The sequence below is a fragment of the Thermoactinomyces mirandus genome, assembly GCF_013868055.1.
Taxonomy (GTDB): Bacteria; Bacillota; Bacilli; order Thermoactinomycetales; family Thermoactinomycetaceae; genus Thermoactinomyces; species Thermoactinomyces mirandus.
Window position 1 is genome coordinate 52,793 of record NZ_JACEOL010000003.1, and the last position, 20,435, is coordinate 73,227.

Consider the following 20,435-nt stretch of genomic DNA (forward strand, 5'->3'; position numbering starts at 1 on the left):
TCAAATGGATTTGACCAAGCCGCCATCTACCAGGAAAGCCTGGCCCGTGACATAAGTATTGGCTTCGGAAACCAGAAAAGCAACCACTTTGGCAAACTCCTCCGGAGTCCCGTATCTCCCCAAAGGAATCTGTCCCACGCTCCGGCTTCTCACTTCATCCGGAGACAAACCCGTTTTTGCCGCATAGGTCATATCCAGTGACACGATCCGATCGGTGGCGATTCGCCCAGGGCCAATCGTATTGATCAGGATGCCATCCCTGCCCAATTCAACGGATAAGCTTTTAGACAGGCCGACGATGGCTGTCCGAAACGTATTCGAGAGAATCAGATTGTCGATGGGCTGTTTGAATGAAGAAGAAGCCAGATTGACAATTCGGCCTGATTTTTTCCTGCGCATATAGGGGAGCGCTCCCCGAATCAGCCGGATCATACTGAGCAGGTTTAACTGAAAGGCATTTTCCCAATCCTCGTCGCCAAAGTCGTCAAAACTCCCAGCCGGAGGCCCTCCCGCATTGGTGACGAGGATATCAATTCCTTCGTGCTCAGCTACTGTAAATTGAATCAATGCCTGAATATCCTTCGATTTTGTAACATCCGCCACACAGGTTGCCACTTTGGCACCAGAGATGGCTTCAATCTCGGCAGCCGTTTTCTGAAGTTGATCCTCATTTCTGCTCGTAATTACGACATCAGCTCCTTCACGGGCCAACTCAAGCGCAATCGCCTTGCCCAAACCTTTACTGGATGCTGCGATTAACGCGGATTTCCCTTTCAGTCCCAGATCCATTTTTCAAACCTCCTTCACCTTTATGGTTTGATTGTATCAAATCCTTTCTGATCATATGATATAATTTGAATCAATTGATTCACAGGAGATGATGGAAGTGAGCCAGCAACAAATCGTTCGCATCGGCAGTTTGGCAAAGACGCTGACGACCTTTGAAAACGCGGCCGAAAGTATTTTATCCAGCGGCATTTTAAAATCACCCGGGGAGATTGAGGCTTTTAAAATGGGGTTTCACGCAGCTTTGGAACTGGTGCGCCGGGAATACGGTATAAAGTAAAAGTCCCTGGACGATTCCTCCATCATCCAAGGCAAACAGCAGCAAAGGAGTGGATTCGTGTGTATCATACCAACGCAGAAGACGTCATCTATCCGAATCATACACGTACACCCAATGTGGTTGTCCGAGGACTATACAGTGTAGGATTCTTTATTGCAGACTTCGGCCCGATGTTTGTCAATCTCTTTAATGCCATCTACATAACCGCACGCAAGCTGTTCGCTTTTTTGATCGGCTTATTGATTGAACTCAGTACCATCATCATCCTGATCGGAACGATTGCCTTCAGTGTGTACCATTCCCTCGAACTTTTGCGCAGAGGCGGAGCTGTCGGAGGAATGGAATATGTTGGAGTGATCATGTTTGAAATTGTATTTATTTCATCCGTGGCTACCATGACGCGAAGCCTGATGAAGGGTGAAAGGCCAGATGGATATTCGTTTATTGGCTTTGTACTCGGATTCCTGTTTGTCGAATGGTCAAATATTACCGGAATGGCGCAAAACTGGACAGGCTGGATTATCGGATTCTTTACTCCCATTTTACTGATCATCGCTGAAGGAATTCTCGCTTATCAGTTTCTGAGTGACAAGGAAAAAAGGCGGACGCGGGACATAAACAGGATTATAAAGAAGCATTCGGAACTGACCCCCGCTGACCTTGAGAAAGCGATCGCCATGTACCGGGAACAAACAAAAACAGCAGCGGAAAAAACGTTGCGCCCCCATAACGAGTGGAAAAAATTCCTGCTGGAAGAAAAAAACGAAAATGGCATCAAACTGGTTGAAAAATTGGCTCCCAAAATGGTGATGGAGAATAAAGAATCCCAGTCATCCTCCGTATCGGAACCGGAAACAGTGCAAGAGTTGACAAAAGACGATCTCCAACAGCCGGCCCCTGTTTCAACTGCCACTGACGGGATCGGGAGGAAAATTGCCCGTCCCGGAAAACAGGAAGAATACGGAGCAAATACCGAAAATGAGAATAAAGCCGGCCAAGCAACCGCTCCATCCAACAACCGGAATTCCGGTGAAAATCCAACCGGAAACGGAGCCAGGCAAGAAAGCGGTCTGAAGGCAACTGCCTCTAACGATCAGGACAATCCCGAAACAGAAGACATGCGCAAGCACGCAAGAATGTGGGCGATTAAATTTTATCAGGAAACCGGAAAGATTCCCGGACGTGTGCGAATCGCCAATCATACCCATTGCAAGGATCGAATCGCGCGGGAAGTCGCCGAAGAAATGAAAAAGAAGTATGGGAAGGTATCATGAACGAAAAGCTTCTCCCTGCTTAAGCCCCCGGGAAATCGGGGGTTTTTTTATCACAGATGACAACCCGCTCTAATACCCCTGCTTCTTCAAGCGGGGGATAAGAGCGGCTAGTCACTGTATTAACTGGCTCTAAGCTTCAGTGGGGGAAAACAATCCCCCTCTGAAGCCAAGACCCCGTTGAAGGTCTCCGACAGGCAGATACACAAAAAAACATGTACAAGAACAGGGAAAACATAGCCTCCATATACTGTAATCAATTATTGAAACAATTTTCGAAAAATTTATGGAGGTGTATTTCCTGATGAGTCGGCAACAAAGACATACCCATGAATTTTTAGGCAGCACAAAGCTGGCTGAACAAGGTCAAGAAAGACACAATCATCGATTTGCCGGAGTGACCAGTGAAGCGATTCCATTAAGAGGGGGAAATCATATTCACACTTTAAAGGTAAATACAGACTTTGGCGATCATCATCACAAACTCATCATAAGAACAGGTCCGGCCATACCGGTCGGTAATGGAAAACATGTGCACTTGGTAAGAGGCGTCACTACGTTTGATGATGGTCATGTGCACAGATTTATCTTTACTACGCTGATTGATCGTCCCCTTATATAGTTTGAACAATCAAGATGATGAATCAACTCTCTGTTCTTTCAAACTTTCCTTTCATATCAAAAGGCCTTGGGGAATCCCCAAGGTCTTTTATCTTTTTTCAAGCTTGATTTGCACGGGCTTAAGAATATAATATACCCTTTTTTTATCCTGTTCATGAACTTTACACTGCACGGTATGCCGCATTCACAATACAATATAGTAACTTCACCAATTTTATGGAGGATTACCCGGTGCCAAGGTTATTCAGTAAAAAAAAACCAGGTCGAAGGGAAATCCATATCAGGGAATCAATCCCGCCTACTTTCCACTTGCTGCATTTATAAGAAACGAGGGAAAATTTTATTACAGGTATGGAAAGCGAATAATGGATATTCTGCTGTCTTTAATCGGAATTGGATTAACCCTCCCTATCATCGTTGCGGCAATCATTGCCATTCGGTTGGAATCTCCCGGACAGCATTCTGTTTCTCATCACTCTATATACTCCAGCTACCACAAAAATTAACACCACTCTAAATCAGCAAACTGACCCAACGGGAAGGATGGAGCAATATACCCAATACAGCAATCGCCATAACTGTAATGGAAGCAGTCTTTTGCCATGCGTACCTGGTGCGGGTCAAGCCCGATTGAGCGCGGACAAATCCCCCATGGGCAAATATGATAAGGGTCCATAGGAACATAAGAATCACCCCCGCAGAGGTGGTCAGATACTCATAAATCTCTTTTGACAGAAAGACTGACGCCAGGATAGATATGGACAGCGCAGCCACAGTGACGAACAGAGAACGAATTGGCACCCCTCTGCCATTCTCGCAGCACAATCGGCGCGGCGCCTCTCCCCGCTCACTGAGGGTTACCAGGATACGGGAAACCCCGAACATGGCCGCTGTCATGGTGGAAAAGGCGGCAGAGATCATGACCGCATTAAGCACATGGTCAGAATAAGGAATATTGATTCGACTGAGAGTAATGACAAATGGGCTTTGTGCGGGGACAATAACCGCAAATGAATTAACGGAAAGAACCGCAAGCAGACCAAACAGGTACAAGCTGCCTAAAAGCATGATTAACCTGTTGAATGCCCGGGGAATGACACGTACGTCAGCCACTTCCGCTGATGCCATGCCCGTAGCGATAATTCCGCCGAATGTGAAAAACATCAGGCTTAAACTGGTCAAAAATCCGGCTGCCCCCTGTACAAACCAATCACCGCGGTTTACAATACTCCCATTTGGTTGGGTTTCCCCGGCCCAGATCATCCCGGCAATCAGGCCGATAAATAACAACAGGGCAACGATTTTGATCCATGCAAAAAACATTTCGACTTTTCCGTAATTCTTCATGCCAATCAGGTTTATTCCCATCGCCAATAACGTAAACAGGGTGGACAACAACCATATTGGCATCTGAGGCAACCACTTTTAGGTAAAAATACTGATCCCCGTTACCTCACTCGACATGATCAATATCCCTGCCAGCCAATACAGCCAACTGCCGATAAAGCCGTATGCCCGTCCCAGGTATTTCTCTATATATGATAAGGCCGACCCTTTATGCCCGGGTTCCCGGGCCAGCATTTCACCAAACGTTGCGAAAATGGTCCACACAACAAGAATACCGATTGCATATGACAGAAGCACAGATACTCCGGTTTCATGGATGGTACTCGCTGTAGCCAAAAAATACCCCGCTCCCAAAATAGAAGCGATTCCGATAAAGGTGAGCTGCCACGCGAAAATTCCTTCTTTATCCTGTCTCGAGGCCATTTTTTTCCACTGTTTTGCATGAATATGTGGAAAAACCGCAATTGATTTTTGCTTTTCCATCGCCATTGTACCCATCCTATACTTTACTATTTTCCTTATGCTTTCTAACAGGCTTATTCTGTTTTCTCCCACACGAAAAAGCCGACACAAACAGAAGGTTCTTACTTGTTACTCAATCGCACAGTAAGAACCTTCTTTATATTCCAGGAGAGTTTGAGCACTGTTAAAATTAAAATCCTTTATATTGAGGTTCTTCGCTTTCAAGTTGCTGCACACGCGGTTCGACTTGACCAATAATTTGCTGTACCTGTTGTGCCGCATTGGTATACATTTGCTTGGCTTGTTTATTTTCCGTGCTAAGAGCGAACTGTTCAAAACTGGCTTGAGCGCTTTTTAATGAGGCTACAGCTGTTTTAACATCAGAAGAAACAGTCATGCTGAAACCACCTTTCTTTATCATTGGATATCATTAATCTGTCCAATTGCTGGAATCTTATGCTGTTTATCGTTCAGATCTCTTTTCAGGAAGGGTAAAACCTTGTCGAATAATTTATCCAATCGAAATAATGAGAAACAACCCGATCGAAACAAAACAAGAAGGGATTTTTACATATAAAAAAAAGAGATGGAGAAAATTTAAAAAGGACTGGAAAGCAACCTTTTATCGAAAATAAACGGGAAGAAGGTGAAGAAGATCCGATCAAAAAATCCCTTTATCCTATTGTTATTAATGATTGGCTTGTTGTTCCCGCTTCCGATTGTGGATGCCAAAGAAGACAAGCCCGGCGAAGTCTGGATACGGGTTGACCTATGGAAGCATAAACTCTATGTCATGCAGGGAAAACAGGTCAAAGCTCAATTTCCCGTTGGGATCGGCAAGGAGAAAACGCCTACTCCAATTGGAAAATGGTTCATTGTAGACAAGGGAAAAAACTGGGGAGGCGGGTTCGGGCCTTGTTGGCTGGGCCTCAACGTACCTTGGGGAAGGTTTGGCATTCATGGAACCAATAAACCTTATTCCGTCGGAGAGCACTCAAGTCATGGGTGTTTACGAATCCTGAACGCAAACATTAAAAAAATCTATAAAATGGTTCCCCTTGGAAGTAAAGTAATTATCGAGGGACCGCTGTTGGGCGCAAATGAGACGGAAAAAGTTTCCAGGTCATTTCGCGGCCAAAAAGGGACACTAGTCCTGCTGATCCAAAATCGACTGTACCATGGCGGATATTACAAAGGGGATCTGGATGGCATTTTCGGACGGGAATTGGAAAAAGCCGTCCTGCAGTTTCAAAAAGATCACGGGTTGGAAAAAGATGGGCAAGTTTATATCGAAGAGTATCTTGCATTAGGGTTGCTTGAATAAAATGCACTTCAGGAAAAAGACTCCGGTGTACATAAAGGCTTGAAAATAGGCCAAGTAAGCCCGGTCAGAGTCCTATACTCCGCGTATAATGGGAAGGAACTGACAAACCACAAAAAGTCCTGCTGCTACGTCAAGCATTCAAAGCAAAGGATGGATCACTCAGGTCTTGAAATCCTTCCGGGAGACAAAGCTTCATAAGGTTAATATCACTCTCCATGAGTATCCCACTTCATGAAACCGTTTAAAGGGTCAAAGCGATTCTTACACGGTAGAAACGGATGAAAGAGGGGTGATATGTCAGCAAATTCTGCGGATGTTCATCAAGGGGATCTGCTGCCCGATTGGAGTTATCTCCTTGGCTTGAAAGACATGATTATTTATAGCAGGGGAGTGATCAAATTGTATTACGGTGTTCATTATTATCCGTACACAAGTTCCGTTTGTGACACAAGTTCCATTCGCAGAGAAAAAAGAGGTTCCGAGAATGTAGAACAGATTTTGATAAAATCCATAAATATGGCCAGAGAATTGCAGAAACGAATCATCAGTATTGATGAACGGTTTGAACGGATAGAAAAAATGTTGCAGGAGAGAATAAAAGGTTGATCATCATCTGCTCATCTTTACAGGGGATTTAAACCCCCTGTTAGTCAGTTGCCGGAAGAAAATTGGCTTCCAATAGCCTATTTGCATTTTCCCCCAACATAAAAAGCCCCAATTAGGAGCGGTCAGATAGGGATTATTAATTCCTGAAAAATTCGGCATAGTCGTTGATATTCGGCTATGCCGTTTTTTCGTTTAGTTTGGTAAGTCGATAGCGCCAATGCAGTTATAGAAAATTTGAATCCGCTGGGTTCTGCGGCCATCTACTTTTTCAGCCTTAAATACAATAATTTTGTCAATGAACTCTCGGATAATCTCTGCATCCAATTCTGTAATTTCTGTGTACTTTTTAACTAGTGCTAAAAAGCGGTCGGTATTGAGGGACTGTTCATTTGCTGTATCAATGGTATGCTTTAATTTGGTTATCCTTTCCTCCAGTGCCTTCTGCTCGGCTTCATATTCAGCTGACATCTTGTAAAAACGCTCTTCGGGAATTTTGCCCATCACATTGTCTTCATATAGCTTTCGAATGATTTTATCTATGTCAGCAATACGAGTCTGTGCTTGTTCATACTCCTTTTGACTTTGGCGAAGTTCTTTGGCAAGTTCCTTTTCTGAATTATTCATAACTATACGGATGAATTCCTGTTCATGGTCTTTAGCTAAGGAGGTTACACGTCTTAAGTCTTCTAGCAAAAGCTGTTCCACTACAACATTGCGTATCTGATGTGAACTGCACATACCCTTTTTCTTGCGGTAAGTAGCACAAACGAAGTATTCCTTATCGTGTGTCCATCCCTTGCCTCTAACCTGATACAGCTTTGCTCCACAGTCGGCACAAAACATCATGCCAGAGAGCATTCCCATTTCACCTAATCGTGATGGTCTTCGCTTGCCATCTCTGATTTTCTGCACTGTTTCCCAAGTGCCCTCATCAATAATTGCTTCATGGGTATTTTTGAAAACCAGCCAATCTTCTGGATTATTCAATATCTTGACTTTGCTCTTATATGACTTTTTAGAAGTCTTGAAATTTACCGTGTGACCTAGATATTCCATTTTAGCCAGAATATCTGCTACGGTACGAGCCGACCAAGCATATGGGTTTTCAGGTGGTCTTGCTGGAGTGTTAATACCCATTTTGCGAAGATGAACCGTAGGTGTATCAATGCATCGCTTTTCAAGTTGCTTTGCTATCTGCGTGGGTCCAAAGCCAGCCATGCACAGTCGGAAAATATCTCTGACCACTTCGGCGGCTTTCTCATCTATAATCCAGTGCAACTTATCTTCAGGGTCTTTAATATAACCGTAAGGTGGATTGGTGCAGAGTGGCTTACCAGATTGTCCCTTGGATTTGAACACAGCCCGGATTTTCTTGCTAGTATCCTTAGCGTACCATTCATTAATAATGTTAAGAAAAGGTGTAAAGTCACTGTCCGTTTGGTTTGCACTATCAATACCGTTGTTAATAGCAATGAATCGTACATCTGCTTCAGGAAACATAATCTCGGTATAATATCCTACTTTAAGGTAATCCCTGCCGAATCGGGACATATCCTTGATGATAATCGTTCCAATTCTACCGGACTCTACATCTGCAATCATGCGGTTAAAGTCTGGTCTATCAAAAGTTGTACCGCTGACCCCATCATCCACATAAAATTCGATGTTACGAAAACCGTTGTCCTCAGCATATTTCTTTAGAATTGCCTTCTGGTTTACTATACTGTTGCTGTCCCCTGCAAGCTCATCATCACGGGAAAGCCTGCAGTAAAGAGCAGTAATTTTCGCTTCTTCAAATGCTAATGTTGATTTACGTATAGTGCTAAATGTTGACTGTCTATTCATTTTTATCCTCCATTTCCGACAGTCTTCAAGCGGTTTAGCACTATGTATATTACCGTACTACCTTGAAGAAGTCGAGTTGATTTCCGTGGGTTTATATGAACTATCAGATAACTTTGAAAGGCTTTTTGCGTTGGCTGTAATCAGTCGTTTCAGCTTGGAATATGCACTTTCCTTTGCTGAATCACTTATTCGTGATTCCACAACATAGACCGTACCTCCGATATCGGATTTGGTTGTGCGGCTGTTACTTTGATTTTCCATATCGTGACCTCCTGTCCGATGTTTTGAAGGAACTGGCACTGAGCCGAATTGATGACTCAGTGCTTAATCCATCATTTAAGCTTTTATTTGTAATATTTTCAGAGCATCTGGTTGAATTAGCTTGCCATCCAATCTCTCGTAAGCAGAAAATCCAATTTGCCCCTGCAATGCATATAACTCACTTAATTTTTTTATTGTTATTGGCTGACGCTCAATCAGCCAGTAGTATGATAAATCTCCAAATACAATGCTTTTCGCTCCTGCAGATACTGTAGGCATATATGGAGAGGTAACTACAGGCTTTCCGAAGATGGTGTTATCTGAAGAGTTCCACAGATAACTGCCGCTTGTATCCTTAAGGGTTCTAAGAAGCATGGCTGTATTATCGTGCATGATAAACACAGCGTTATTTCGGTATTCATCTTTTAATGAAAAATACAGCGAAATAATCTCGTCAAAAGAGATGGTAGCACTATCTGCTGTAGTTACATCTGCGTCTGCCGTAAGTATACCTGTAGGCTGTGTTGTGCCATTTCCATTAAGCAATGCATTTTCCTCAGCCTTACCAAAACGCTTCGCAAAATCACCCATCAGATATTTTTCAAGATTAAAATTCATATCGGTGACGAATGAGCGGTTTAGCTTGACAAGAGATGCCAGCTTGTATGATTTCACCAGAAACTGTGTAAATGTATCGGCACTTTCGGGGATTGGATCTCCGTCTTCAACCCAATCTGCTGTACCTGTTGAAGATACCGCTTGAATTTTACCTTCTGCAGAAGATAGATTGATAACAGTAGCAAATCTGCGGAATATATTCTCCTTTGCCAATGCAGTGTTAAAGCCTTCTCGGAACTCGTCTGGTGCGACATAGGCTCCTGCATTATCAAAGCCCTCGCTTAGATTTTGATTATTTTCTTCTCTTCCTTTCATAACATTCCAAAACGCTCTATTATAAGTTGTTGATGTTGCCATAATCGTTTACCTCCTAAATTTAATTAAATGTGGGGTATATACCCCGTTTGAAACTGCGTTTTTTTACGCGTTGCCCCACGCCCGTTGTCCAGATGAAAAGGTGTGGAGATTTGAACTCCCCTAGGGGGTAGGTATTAACACATGGAGTTGTATCCAGTGGTTTAGTGGTTTTAAGCTTTGTAGCAAGATGTAGCAGGTAAAAACTAAACTCTCTATACGAGAGCGATTTTTTATATAACCTGTTTTTCTTGCTACAAGCTGCTACACTGTGTTTAAATAAGAAAAAATTCTTCTTCTGTCAGCTTATATCCGATAAGCATTGTGGTCATTCCACCACCAGAACGTGGTCGTTTCCGTTCTACACGGGCGATAGCTGTTAAGGCTTGTTTGAAGTTTCTTGCATTCTCCGAATAACATCCATTGGCACTGCACCACCGCTGATATCGGGCATACACTTCGGATGTCCGCACCTCACTGTTAGGACTTTCCTCCAAGGCATCCTCGAAAAATAATGCTATTTTATCGCTGTCACGCTTATAAGCCTCCGTTGCTGTCTTAACGGAATCAGGTAAAATTAAGCCTTCCTTTTTTAACAGCTGATAGCCTTCAATTAGCCAGTTGAGGATAGCACTCTGATTCTTCGCTTTGGCGAATTCACGTTTTAAGTTTTTATCCTGCTCACTTTCATCAAAGTGTCGTTCAAAAGGGATGATTACCACTCTGCCACTGGAAAACAGTGTCATATCCGTAATAACTGGTAGATAATTGGTATTGATGTACAGCTTAAACTTTGGCGAAAAGTCAAAAGAATTCTCATGTAGAAACCTTGCATTGATGGTGTCACCACCTGTCATGCTTTTTACTTGTGCAGCATTTAAGACAAGTCCTCTGCTAGGTTCTGAGATATTTACAAAGCGTACTCCTGCAAGCCGGGCAATATCTTCACTTGGACTTGAACTGTTATTGTTCTTTTTCAGACTGATAGTCTCTGGCCTTGCGGTACAGCCATAACTTCCCAATACCTTAAGAACGCTCTCACATAGCGTACCTTTACCATTTCGAGTTGTAGCACCATAGAGAACAAACAGGCATTCATACCGAGTGTCTCCGCTGATACTGTAGCCAAAGGCTTTTTGGAGGAATTTTGTCTTTTCCTCATCTCCGCTCATAATCTCATGAATAAATCTATCCCATCGCTCGCTTTTTGCTTCTGGATCATACTTAACACCAGATATCTTTGTGAGTTTGTCCTCACTGTTGTGGGGACGAAAATCCATGGATATTAAAAACAAGGTTCCATTGGCACAATTGAGCATAAGCGGGTCTTGGTCAAATTCAGCCATTGATATGGGATATACGCTCTGCGCATCCTTAAGTACCGTTTCTCGGTATCTTCTTGACTGCCACTTTCGGCAATAGTCAATGTATGCCTTTCTTTGATGTTCATCCTGAATAGTCAAAGCATAGGTTAGCAGTTGATTAGCCAATGATTTACACATTTCCATCACTTTGAGATTACCGACATCAGGAATCCAAATACCATTCTCGTAGCAAAACCACATCTTCCTTTCGGGAACAAAGCGGGCTAAAGATTTATAATAATCAGCAAACAGCCTGCTTGCCCCAATATCCGTCCAAGGGTAGCGATCGTTACTCTCAGGCTTAAAGCCAGTAAGAGAACATTCACCAAAATCCTCTGTAGCTGATGAACGCTTACCACCTGGTTTGTATATTTCAGTAGCATTTGCGATAGCTTTTTCTATGGTTATCATTCCATAAGTACTACCTGACTGTGGTCTATTCCATTTATCTCGCATTAGGCCGCTCTGCCGGAAAAGTCTGTCCATCTGCCCAATATCCCTGCCACACCAAAATGCCAGCATACCGCAAAGTGCCAAATCAGCTTCACTGGCAGAAGCATAGCCAGATGTATCCCCTTGCCACAATGCTTTGAACCTTTCTCCGTTTGCCGATTTTAATGCCTTCTCAATAACAGACTTGTCAGACAAATAGGATTGACTTTCTGTATCCAGTAGTTGCTTCACAGGGGTAGGACGTAGCATATACTTGTCTAGTATCATCTGTAGCTCATTCGATTTCTCCGGTATATCACCGTCTACAAATACATTGCCTGTTACGGTAACAAAGCGGTTTGTTGCTCCAGCTACATAGACCTCAACTCCCAGCTTTCTGTTGTTGATATAGTATTTTGTTTTGTCAAAGTTAAAGCCGGTGGCCTTAAAGAAAATATGCAAACCTTTCCCAGATGGACTGTGTTCCATATAGCAACCACTAAAAGCCTCTACAACATTTTGGGCAATAGGCTTAAGCTTACCGCTGGTATCAAAGCAATAATCTAAGTCAATAACACATATGTCATTACCCACCAAAAATCCGATACCATCATAATTACTTACAGCAGCTACCGCCGAACTAAAATCTTTAAAAGTGCCCTGTTTATCTGCTTTTGCCCTTTTTCCCGTAACTGGGTTATAGGGAACTTTGGTTTTTCTGCCACTTCGTTCTTCATATTTCCAACAGCAAAACTGTGGCTTATCTTTAAGCATCTGCGGCAAGTTTTCATATTGTGTATTCAGTTATTTCACCTCCTTGCCTGTTAAAAATGAGCCGAAATGCTACGGTTCCAGAGGGTTTGCCTTGTTTGACACAACCTCGTTATCTTTCAAGGAATACGCTCGAAATCTTGTCATGGCATATTCACCTTGAAGTATCTCTTGCATTTCGGGGTATTCAGTTGTCAAGGAGCAATGAGAGAAAAACTATACTTTCGTTGGGGGATTATTTTTCCTCTCACCTTATAGCCTTGGTAGATCACATTAGTTGAGGATTTTCTAAAAATATTTTTCTTCCTCATCTATAAGCGAAGAATTCTATTGATTCGAACCCCTAAAAATACAAAAACAGCCTGTCTATTTTCCAAAAAAGACGGCTGTAATGCTTATGCTTTTGCTCAAATTTGAGCTAAAGCGATATTTAGTTTAAGAAGGCTGAATGCTGTAGTTTTGGATTTTTCAATTAGACTTTCCGACTTTTTTGTCTAAAAGTCTTGATTTGAACCCCTTTGATTAAATGCGTAAATAGAAGATTATGATTGAAACAGATGAAAAATAATGTGAAATTAAAAATTTATACTGTTTATAGCGTGTTTCTGTGATATAATTATTTATATTTGTGGGAGGTGCAAAAAATGGCAATACATTATAACAAACTATGGAAGCTGCTAATCGATAAGAATATGAAAAAGAAAGATTTGCAACGCCTTTCCGGTGTTAGCTCGGCAACTATCACAAAGCTTGGCAGAAACGAAAATGTAAATACAGAAATACTTCAAAAAATATGCACAGCTTTAGAATGTGACATCTGTGATATTTTAGAGTTTGTACCTGATAAAATTGAGAAAGGCAAGGTGAATGATAACAATGATTAAGGATATTATGAATGCCAATGATAGTGCAACACCGAACAGTCGAGAAATGGCTGTATTAAAAGAAAATTTCCCCTCATGTTTTAAGGCAGATGGATCCTTTGATATTGAGCGGTTTAAGGAATTTTTAAGTGATAAGATTGTTGTAACGGGAGAGGGTTATGAACTTAAGTTTTTGGGTAAAAACTATGCCCGATTGCTGGCTTCAATTGATACTACAACAGTTGTTGTGCCAGACGAGGAACATAACTTAAAACCAGAAAATATGAACAGTGAAAATATCTACATAAGTGGCGACAACCTTGATGGATTAAAGCATCTCTTGAAGTCCTATTCACGCAAAGTCAAATTGATATATATTGATCCGCCATATAATACGGGAACAGACGGATTTGTCTACAATGACAGCTTCAATTTTACTATAGAGGAATTATCTGAAAAGTTGAGTATAAGTGAAGAGCAGGCAAAACGTATTCTCGATCTAACAAAGCGTGGTTCAGCGTCTCATTCTGCATGGTTGATGTTTATGTATTCACGTCTTTTGCTTGCTAGGGATTTGCTATCCGATGATGGTTTAATCTTCATTTCTATTGATGACAACGAGAATCATAATCTTAAACTTTTATGTGATGATGTTTTTGGAGAAGATAATTTTCGAAATCAAATCGCTATTCGTAGAGGAGCAAAATCTGTTCAAGCACAGTTTGAAACATGGGATAAACTTGGTCAAAGTGTTGAATACTTGCTATTTTATTCGAGAAATTCTAGTTATAGATTTCCTAAACAAATGAAACTACTTGATGATATGCGTCAAGGTTCTTGGAATAATCACTGGCGCGGAACTGACCGTCCAACGATGCGGTATCCTTTATTTGGAATCACACCAGAGAGTGGTCAGTGGCGTTGGGGCAAAGAGCGTAGTTATCTTGCCATCGAAAATTATAAAAAGATGTTAAATGATATAGGTGTTGATGAAAAGTCAATCACACAAGAGCAAATTGATGAATGGTATTCAAATCAAGATGATGACTGTGATCTTCTTCGGCTATCCGATTCCGGTAAACCTGAACACTATATACCACCGACAGATTCAACGCTGTTAAATACTTCTTGGATGGATTTATTGGTTGGAAGCTCATCCGAAATAAAAAGATTGTTTGGGAAAACTGTTTTTGACACAGCAAAACTGACTGCGATGTTACAGAGGGTTATTGCTTTCGCAGATAATGATGCAATTATTCTGGATTTCTTTTCCGGGTCTGCCTCTACCGCACATGCCGTTATGGCACTTAATGCAGAGGATGGAGGAACACGTAAATATATCATGGTGCAGATACCAGAGAAAGTTAAAGAAGGCAGCATAGCTGATAAGTGTGGTTATTCTACTATTGACCAAATCGGAATGGATCGTATTAAGCAAGCTGCAAAAGCAATAAAAACTGATTATCCAGATACAACAGCGGATCTTGGCTTTAAGCATTATACACTTGTCGAGCCAGCTAGCGATACTCTAGACAAGATTGAAAAGTTTGACCCTACTGAAAATAAATTATTTGCTGACAAAGACATTCTTAGTGATTTTGGAAAACCTACCGTCCTTGCAACGTGGCTTGTTAGAGATGGATATGGACTTACAGCAGATGCTGAGGAGTTAAATTTTGCTGGATACAATGGCTATTATATAGGAAAACATCTTTACCTAATTGACCCGGAATTGTCTAATAAGGCGATTGAAGCCATTGTAGTAAAATATGAAACTGACGGCAGCTTTAATCCTGAGAACGTGGTGTTATTCGGTTATAGTTTTACATGGACGGAAATGGAAGCTTTAAAAATTAATTTGAAACGGTTGAAGGATACAGAGAAAAACTTGCGTATCAACTTCGATATCCGTTATTGATTGGAGGGTATGTTATGGAACTTATCCTACAACGAGGATTACCACACCAACAAAAAGCTGTAGATGCAATAAGTGCTGCTTTGAATGGGGTACAGATAACTTCTCCTGTACAATTTTATGAAAATCCAAGCATTTCTCTTTCTGATCCTAAACTAGCTGCAAATATTAGAGAAATTCAAAAAAATATACCTTCAGAATATCGAAGCAGTATGCCTATTAATGACTGCTTGAATATTGATATTAAAATGGAAACCGGTACAGGAAAGACTTACGTTTATACTCATACTATATATGAGCTTCATAAACGTTACGGACTTAATAAGTTTATTATCGCTGTGCCTTCACTTGCGATTAAAGCGGGAACAGCGCAGTTTTTGCGTGATGAATATGTAAAGCGACATTTTTCCGATGTTTGTGGCTATGGTACAGAAATTGAGGTTGGAGTACTAGAAGCGCCAAAAAACAAGAAAAAGGGTCGCTCCTATTTCCCGAGTGTTGTGAGCGACTTTGTAAAAGGTTCTTGCCAGAACACGAAGAAGATTTATGTATTATTAGTTAATATGCAATTACTTGTTGTCCGATCAAATGGTATGCTTAGCCGTGACGACTATGATTATGGAGTAGAAGGTTTTTATAGACCACTTGATGCTATTCGTGCAACAAACCCTGTTGTTATTATTGATGAGCCACATAGATTTTCTCGTGACCAGAAGGCATTTAAGGTTATCGTTGATGAAATAAAACCACAGTGTATTATACGCTTTGGTGCTACCTTCCCTGAAACTACAAGTGGACGTGGAAAAAACAAAATAACCGTAAAAGACTACCAAAACCTGCTCTATGATTTAAATGCCTGTGAATCTTTTAATCAAAATTTGATAAAGGGAGTAACGAAGGAGCATTTTGAACCGGTATCCAAGCGTGAAGAAAAGGTGAAAATCACTTCCATCACAAGCAAGGATTCTGTTACCTTTCAGTATAAAAAGCGTGATGAATCGACTAAAACATTTACTCTTAAAACTGGAGATTCACTATCTATCATTAATGAAGCTTTCGAGGGAATTACGGTTCATGCTATTGGCAAATCAACAGTTGAGTTTTCTAATGGTATTCAAAAGTCAACTGGTGAGGAATTGGATGTGGATATCTATATGACCTCTTATCAAGAGCAGATGATGCGTCTTGCCCTTGAGCGTCATTTTGAAACAGAAAAAATAAACTTCTGTGGTCGCAATTTCAAGATCAAGACATTGGCATTATTTTTTATCGATGATATATCATCATATCGACCAAACGAGGAAGGTAAAACCCCTTATCTATTACAAGCTTTTGAGAAATTGCTTAAGGAACGGATAGAATCGGTGCTATCTACCCTCAGTGAGCATGATACTGAATATCGGGCATATTTGGAAGCAAGTCTTGCAGATATTTCTGCTTGCCATGCAGGCTATTTTTCACAGGACAATAGCGATTCGGATGAAGATATAGCAAAAGAAGTAGAAACTATCCTTCATGGAAAAAAACACCTTCTCTCTTTCAAGAATAAAGACGGTAGCTATAACACTTTACGTTTTCTATTTTCAAAATGGACACTTAAAGAGGGCTGGGATAACCCTAATGTATTTACGATAGCTAAACTTCGTTCTAGTGGAAGTGAAAACAGTAAACTGCAAGAGGTTGGACGAGGTTTACGACTGCCTGTAGATGAGAATGGTAATCGAATCTCCAATGAAGAATTCCAGCTTAATTATATTGTCGACTTCACAGAGGCAGACTTTGCTAAACGATTAATAGACCAAATAAACGGAGAAATTCCACAAGCTTCTTCTATTAGCGAAGAAAGATTGGAACAAGTGGCCAAGAAGCTTGGCATGACTTCAGATGAACTTTTTGATGCACTATATGATAAACATTACATAGACAGGCGATTAAATATAAAACCCGATACAAGGGACGCTTTCTTTGCAGAATACCCGGACTTTGCTACAGGATTGTCTTCAGGTAAGGTAAAAGACCGAAATGTAGCAAAACCAAGACCTGTAAAAATCCGCAAAGCTGTTTACAGTGAAATACGCGAATTATGGGAAGCAATCAATCAACGATACCTACTTTTCTATGATGATGATCTGGATGCTGATATGGCTAAAGTTGTTTTATCTTTGCTGGAAAAACCCGGTGTTTTTACAGACGTTGTCATGACTAGCTCCAGAGATATCGTTAAGAGCAATGGCTCACAGATGATGATTGTTTCAGATACAGGCGCCCAATATATAGTATCCAAACCTATTCCCTACAATGAATTTCTTAAGAGGATCACAAATGCTACAAACATTCCAATTAAAGTATTGCATGAGGCATTGTGTGAGTATGTTAAGAGGAATGGAACTATAAATCCAGAACGTATTAATGGAAATTCTGTCAGCATGTTTATCCAACAATTTCATGACTGGAGAAGCAATAATTTGCAAGGTCGATTCCATTATGCAAAAAGCAATACGCCTGTTGGTGCAACAGCACTTACCTATTCAGACGGTTCTCCACGTGAAGATATTGCACAGGGACGTATCGGCACAAAGATAGCTCCAGGAACACCAAGCGAGAAGTATTTATATGATGCTTTCGCTTATGACTCACCGTTGGAACAAAAGAATATTATGTCGGACATCGAAGAAGTCATTGTATATGGAAAAATTCCACGTAGCAGCATTGCCATACCGACTATTACTGGTGGAATGTACAGTCCAGACTTCATGTATGTTGTAAGAAGGACTTCCGGTGAGAAAGAGCTTAACATTGTAGTCGAAACAAAAGACGTAGAAAATAAATCCGACTTACGTGGTACAGAAAAAGCAAAAATTGATTGTGCTCGTGTTTTCTTTGATATGCTCTCGAAAGATGGATACACTGTTTATTTCCGTGATCAGTTAAACAACAAACAGATGGCTCAGATTATTAAGGAAGTATTGGCAGAGTGATTTAATTTAGGGGGATGAAAGGTTGAGGTTAGAAGCATTTTTAATTAAACATTATCGGTCGATAGAAAGAGTGGCTCTTAAAATTCCTCCAAATAAGCCTCTTGTTCTATTCGGACCGAATAACGCAGGAAAATCTAATATATTATCAGCTATAAATAGATTACTTGGTGAAAGATATCCAACTTATATCGAGATGTTGGAAAGTGATTATTTTAAACGTAATCAAAATGAATATCCTACCGCACATATTACCGCTAAATTCACTGAGCCTTTATATTATGATAATAGAGGAAATGGATATGACGTTATAGCTGTAAGTTATGGCTATAATGGACAGGCTAATAATAATCTTTTGCACGATGGCAGTGGAAATAAAATATATCCCACAAACGAACAACGTTCTGCCTGTCAGTCCTACTTGATTGATGCTGAAAGAAATATCCAGAGTGCTTTTAATTATAGTAGTAGCTACTCTCTGTTAAGCAAGTTTTCAAAGAAGATACATGAAGCCTTAAGTACAGAGCATAAAGATGAATTATCACAAGCCTTTAATCAAATTACAGCATCCTTTGAACAGACTGATGAATTCTCTGGTTTTTTTAATCGATTTTCTGAAGCTCTAAAGGGGGCAGTAAAAGGGTTTGTTCACTCGTTGGCTGTGGATTTTTCAGCCTATGATCCAAACAATTATGCAAAGTCACTTCGGATCTATGCAAAAGAGGGAGATAATATTCGTGGATTTGAAGAATTCGGCACTGGTGAACAGCAAGTCTTGTTAATGGCTTTTGTTAAAGCATATATGGAAGTATTCACAGGTGAAAATTTTGTGTTGATTATTGAAGAACCAGAAGCCCATCTCCATCCCTTAGCTCAAAGATGGTTAAAGGAATATGTTGTAGATATGTGTTCATGTGGTATTCAAGTAATCATTTCAACACATTCCGCAGAGTTCATAGATGCAGAATACTTAGACGGACTTGTTCGAGTACATAAAGAGGGTGGAGTTACTAAAGCAATACAACTATCCGCTCAGCAACTTTGCGATTTTTGTATAGGGTCAGGTGTTCCAGAGAATTGTGTGTCACCAGAAAATATAGTTGATTTTTACTCGACAAAACTATTTTCAGACCAGTTAAAAGGAATGTTTGCTGAAACAATCATTTTAGTAGAGGGAGCTACTGAATATTTTGCTCTGCCAGTGTATTTAAAACGTAGTGGGTATTCTTTAGCTGAACATGGAACCGAAATTGTTAATTGTCGCGGTAAGGATGCAATCCCCTTGTACTGGAGGTTATTTAAAGCATACGGTTACAATTGTTATGCTATATTTGATTGTGACAGGAATGCATCAAAAACTAGGGATGTGTTTAATGGCATCTTTTGCGAAGAAGAATGGGATACAGAAACTGAAAATTGTATTGTTAGAGCCGATTATGCATACTTCGGTAAAGACTTTGAATCCTATTTGCGTACAGCAATAGAGGATTATACTTCAATGGAACAAACTATTTCTGAAAAATATCATATTTCTTCAAAGCCAGGAAAAGCTAAAGCTATTGCACAACATATAGAGGAAATTCCTCATTTTATTAAGGATATCGCAGATAAACTATTAATTATAGAACTATTGGGACAAAGTTAGCTGAATGTTAAAAAGACCACACAGGAGTATAAAACTCTTATGTGGTCTTTTTTGCCCCGCTTGAAGCTGTTCATTCAAGTTTTTCTTCAATCCCTATGTGAGGACAGCTTTGCGGGCTTTTTTATATGGAGACAGGATTCGACCTGCGGCCACTTCGTATATACAGCTGAATTCTCTTTACGGCTTTTTCAACTGCTAACGCATTCAAGACTTGCCTGCGTTAACAGATGTATCCATTCTTTTGCTTCTTTTCCTGTTCATAACCACTCTGCACTCGTCCAGTCAACCAGCCGGTCATGGGGCATCCATTGTCGCTCCCCTTGCCTTTTTGTGATAAAAGATAGATGCAGTTTTCCCTCAAACATTTCTTTGCCCATTCTGCCATTTTTCAATATCGAGGGACACAATTGTTCCTTCATTACCGGTCAAATTTTCCAGTAGTGCCGTACTATATCCGGAACCTGTCCCGGTTTGCGGCACATTCATACCCGGTTCAACATCTAAAAGCGCAAGCGACTTTACAATAGCTTCAGTCGTAGTAGTCTTGTAATCCTGGTTCCGTCCGGTTTCAATACATAGGTATCGCGATGAACAGCTTTTACCACTTCCTCAACCCGGCTCATATCCATAACCTCCGTGATTCCAGGGGGGGAAATTGGATGCCCGGATCTGCTCCGAAGGTTCCAACCCCCGAT

17 protein-coding genes and 1 pseudogene are annotated in these 20,435 nt (G+C 40.9%); 9 read left to right on the forward strand and 9 right to left on the reverse strand.

Annotated features, from left to right (window positions below; genetic code table 11):
- A complete protein-coding gene (locus H2C83_RS01520; RefSeq protein WP_181737088.1) occupies positions 1 to 789 on the reverse strand; it encodes an SDR family oxidoreductase in 789 nt (262 codons plus the stop codon).
- A 97-nt stretch (positions 790 to 886) separates the two neighbouring features.
- On the opposite strand from H2C83_RS01520, the gene H2C83_RS01525 reads away from it, so the two are divergent.
- The 3 genes from H2C83_RS01525 (at position 887) to H2C83_RS01535 (ending at position 2,959) form a co-directional block, all read left to right on the forward strand.
- Complete coding sequence (locus H2C83_RS01525) at positions 887 to 1,066, forward strand: hypothetical protein (protein WP_181737090.1); 180 nt, start codon at positions 887 to 889, stop codon at positions 1,064 to 1,066.
- Between the two features lie 59 nt (positions 1,067 to 1,125).
- On the forward strand, positions 1,126 to 2,340 hold the full coding sequence (locus H2C83_RS01530) for an MFS transporter (RefSeq protein ID WP_181737092.1): 1,215 nt from the start codon (positions 1,126 to 1,128) through the stop codon (positions 2,338 to 2,340).
- A gap of 301 nt (positions 2,341 to 2,641) precedes the next feature.
- Positions 2,642 to 2,959, forward strand: a complete 318-nt coding sequence (locus H2C83_RS01535) for a YmaF family protein (RefSeq protein ID WP_181737094.1) — start codon at positions 2,642 to 2,644, stop codon at positions 2,957 to 2,959.
- A gap of 512 nt (positions 2,960 to 3,471) precedes the next feature.
- Here the strand turns inward: H2C83_RS01535 and H2C83_RS01540 are convergent.
- Positions 3,472 to 4,803 (reverse strand): annotated as a pseudogene (locus tag H2C83_RS01540) (amino acid permease).
- 154 nt (positions 4,804 to 4,957) lie between these two features.
- Positions 4,958 to 5,164, reverse strand: coding sequence for a DUF1657 domain-containing protein (locus H2C83_RS01550; RefSeq protein ID WP_181737099.1), 207 nt, complete (start codon positions 5,162 to 5,164; stop codon positions 4,958 to 4,960).
- Between the two features lie 294 nt (positions 5,165 to 5,458).
- Here H2C83_RS01550 and H2C83_RS01555 point away from each other — a divergent pair, with 294 nt between their 5' ends.
- Together H2C83_RS01555 and H2C83_RS01560 are read left to right on the forward strand one after the other, a co-directional pair.
- Positions 5,459 to 6,091 carry a L,D-transpeptidase family protein gene (locus H2C83_RS01555; RefSeq protein ID WP_181737101.1) on the forward strand — a complete coding sequence of 211 codons (633 nt, stop codon included), beginning with the start codon at positions 5,459 to 5,461 and terminating at the stop codon, positions 6,089 to 6,091.
- A 294-nt stretch (positions 6,092 to 6,385) separates the two neighbouring features.
- Positions 6,386 to 6,697 carry a hypothetical protein gene (locus H2C83_RS01560; protein ID WP_181737103.1) on the forward strand — a complete coding sequence of 104 codons (312 nt, stop codon included), beginning with the start codon at positions 6,386 to 6,388 and terminating at the stop codon, positions 6,695 to 6,697.
- A 192-nt stretch (positions 6,698 to 6,889) separates the two neighbouring features.
- Here the strand turns inward: H2C83_RS01560 and H2C83_RS01565 are convergent, their stop codons facing one another.
- The 4 genes from H2C83_RS01565 to H2C83_RS01580 all read right to left on the reverse strand — a co-directional run bounded on the left by H2C83_RS01565 (position 6,890) and on the right by H2C83_RS01580 (position 12,345).
- A complete protein-coding gene (locus H2C83_RS01565) occupies positions 6,890 to 8,542 on the reverse strand; it encodes a recombinase family protein (protein ID WP_181737105.1) in 1,653 nt (550 codons plus the stop codon).
- A 57-nt stretch (positions 8,543 to 8,599) separates the two neighbouring features.
- Positions 8,600 to 8,803: a transposon-encoded TnpW family protein gene (locus tag H2C83_RS01570; RefSeq protein WP_181737107.1), complete on the reverse strand. Its 204-nt coding sequence runs from the start codon at positions 8,801 to 8,803 to the stop codon at positions 8,600 to 8,602.
- A 75-nt stretch (positions 8,804 to 8,878) separates the two neighbouring features.
- Positions 8,879 to 9,778 (reverse strand): phage major capsid protein, encoded by a 900-nt coding sequence (locus H2C83_RS01575; protein WP_181737109.1) that lies wholly within the window; start codon positions 9,776 to 9,778, stop codon positions 8,879 to 8,881.
- 272 nt (positions 9,779 to 10,050) lie between these two features.
- Positions 10,051 to 12,345, reverse strand: a complete 2,295-nt coding sequence (locus H2C83_RS01580; protein ID WP_181737111.1) for a phage/plasmid primase, P4 family — start codon at positions 12,343 to 12,345, stop codon at positions 10,051 to 10,053.
- A gap of 641 nt (positions 12,346 to 12,986) precedes the next feature.
- Here H2C83_RS01580 and H2C83_RS01585 point away from each other — a divergent pair.
- From H2C83_RS01585 to H2C83_RS01600, 4 genes are read left to right on the forward strand one after another with little or no spacing between them, the layout of a single operon-like run.
- A complete protein-coding gene (locus H2C83_RS01585) occupies positions 12,987 to 13,226 on the forward strand; it encodes a helix-turn-helix domain-containing protein (protein ID WP_012103576.1) in 240 nt (79 codons plus the stop codon).
- Entirely contained in the window at positions 13,219 to 15,123 is a 1,905-nt protein-coding gene (locus H2C83_RS01590; protein WP_220183945.1) for a site-specific DNA-methyltransferase, read from the forward strand. The genes H2C83_RS01585 and H2C83_RS01590 overlap by 8 nt, the downstream gene beginning before the upstream one ends.
- A 14-nt stretch (positions 15,124 to 15,137) precedes the next feature.
- Positions 15,138 to 18,098: a type III restriction-modification system endonuclease gene (locus H2C83_RS01595; protein WP_144928087.1), complete on the forward strand. Its 2,961-nt coding sequence runs from the start codon at positions 15,138 to 15,140 to the stop codon at positions 18,096 to 18,098.
- Positions 18,099 to 18,120: 22 nt separating this feature from the next.
- Complete coding sequence (locus tag H2C83_RS01600) at positions 18,121 to 19,740, forward strand: ATP-dependent nuclease (RefSeq protein WP_144928090.1); 1,620 nt, start codon at positions 18,121 to 18,123, stop codon at positions 19,738 to 19,740.
- 257 nt (positions 19,741 to 19,997) lie between these two features.
- Here the strand turns inward: H2C83_RS01600 and H2C83_RS01605 are convergent, their stop codons facing one another.
- Positions 19,998 to 20,159 carry a hypothetical protein gene (locus H2C83_RS01605; protein WP_181737141.1) on the reverse strand — a complete coding sequence of 54 codons (162 nt, stop codon included), beginning with the start codon at positions 20,157 to 20,159 and terminating at the stop codon, positions 19,998 to 20,000.
- Positions 20,098 to 20,226 carry a hypothetical protein gene (locus H2C83_RS18415; RefSeq protein WP_181737114.1) on the reverse strand — a complete coding sequence of 43 codons (129 nt, stop codon included), beginning with the start codon at positions 20,224 to 20,226 and terminating at the stop codon, positions 20,098 to 20,100. The genes H2C83_RS01605 and H2C83_RS18415 overlap by 62 nt, the downstream gene beginning before the upstream one ends.
- Positions 20,227 to 20,435: the final 209 nt, after the last annotated feature.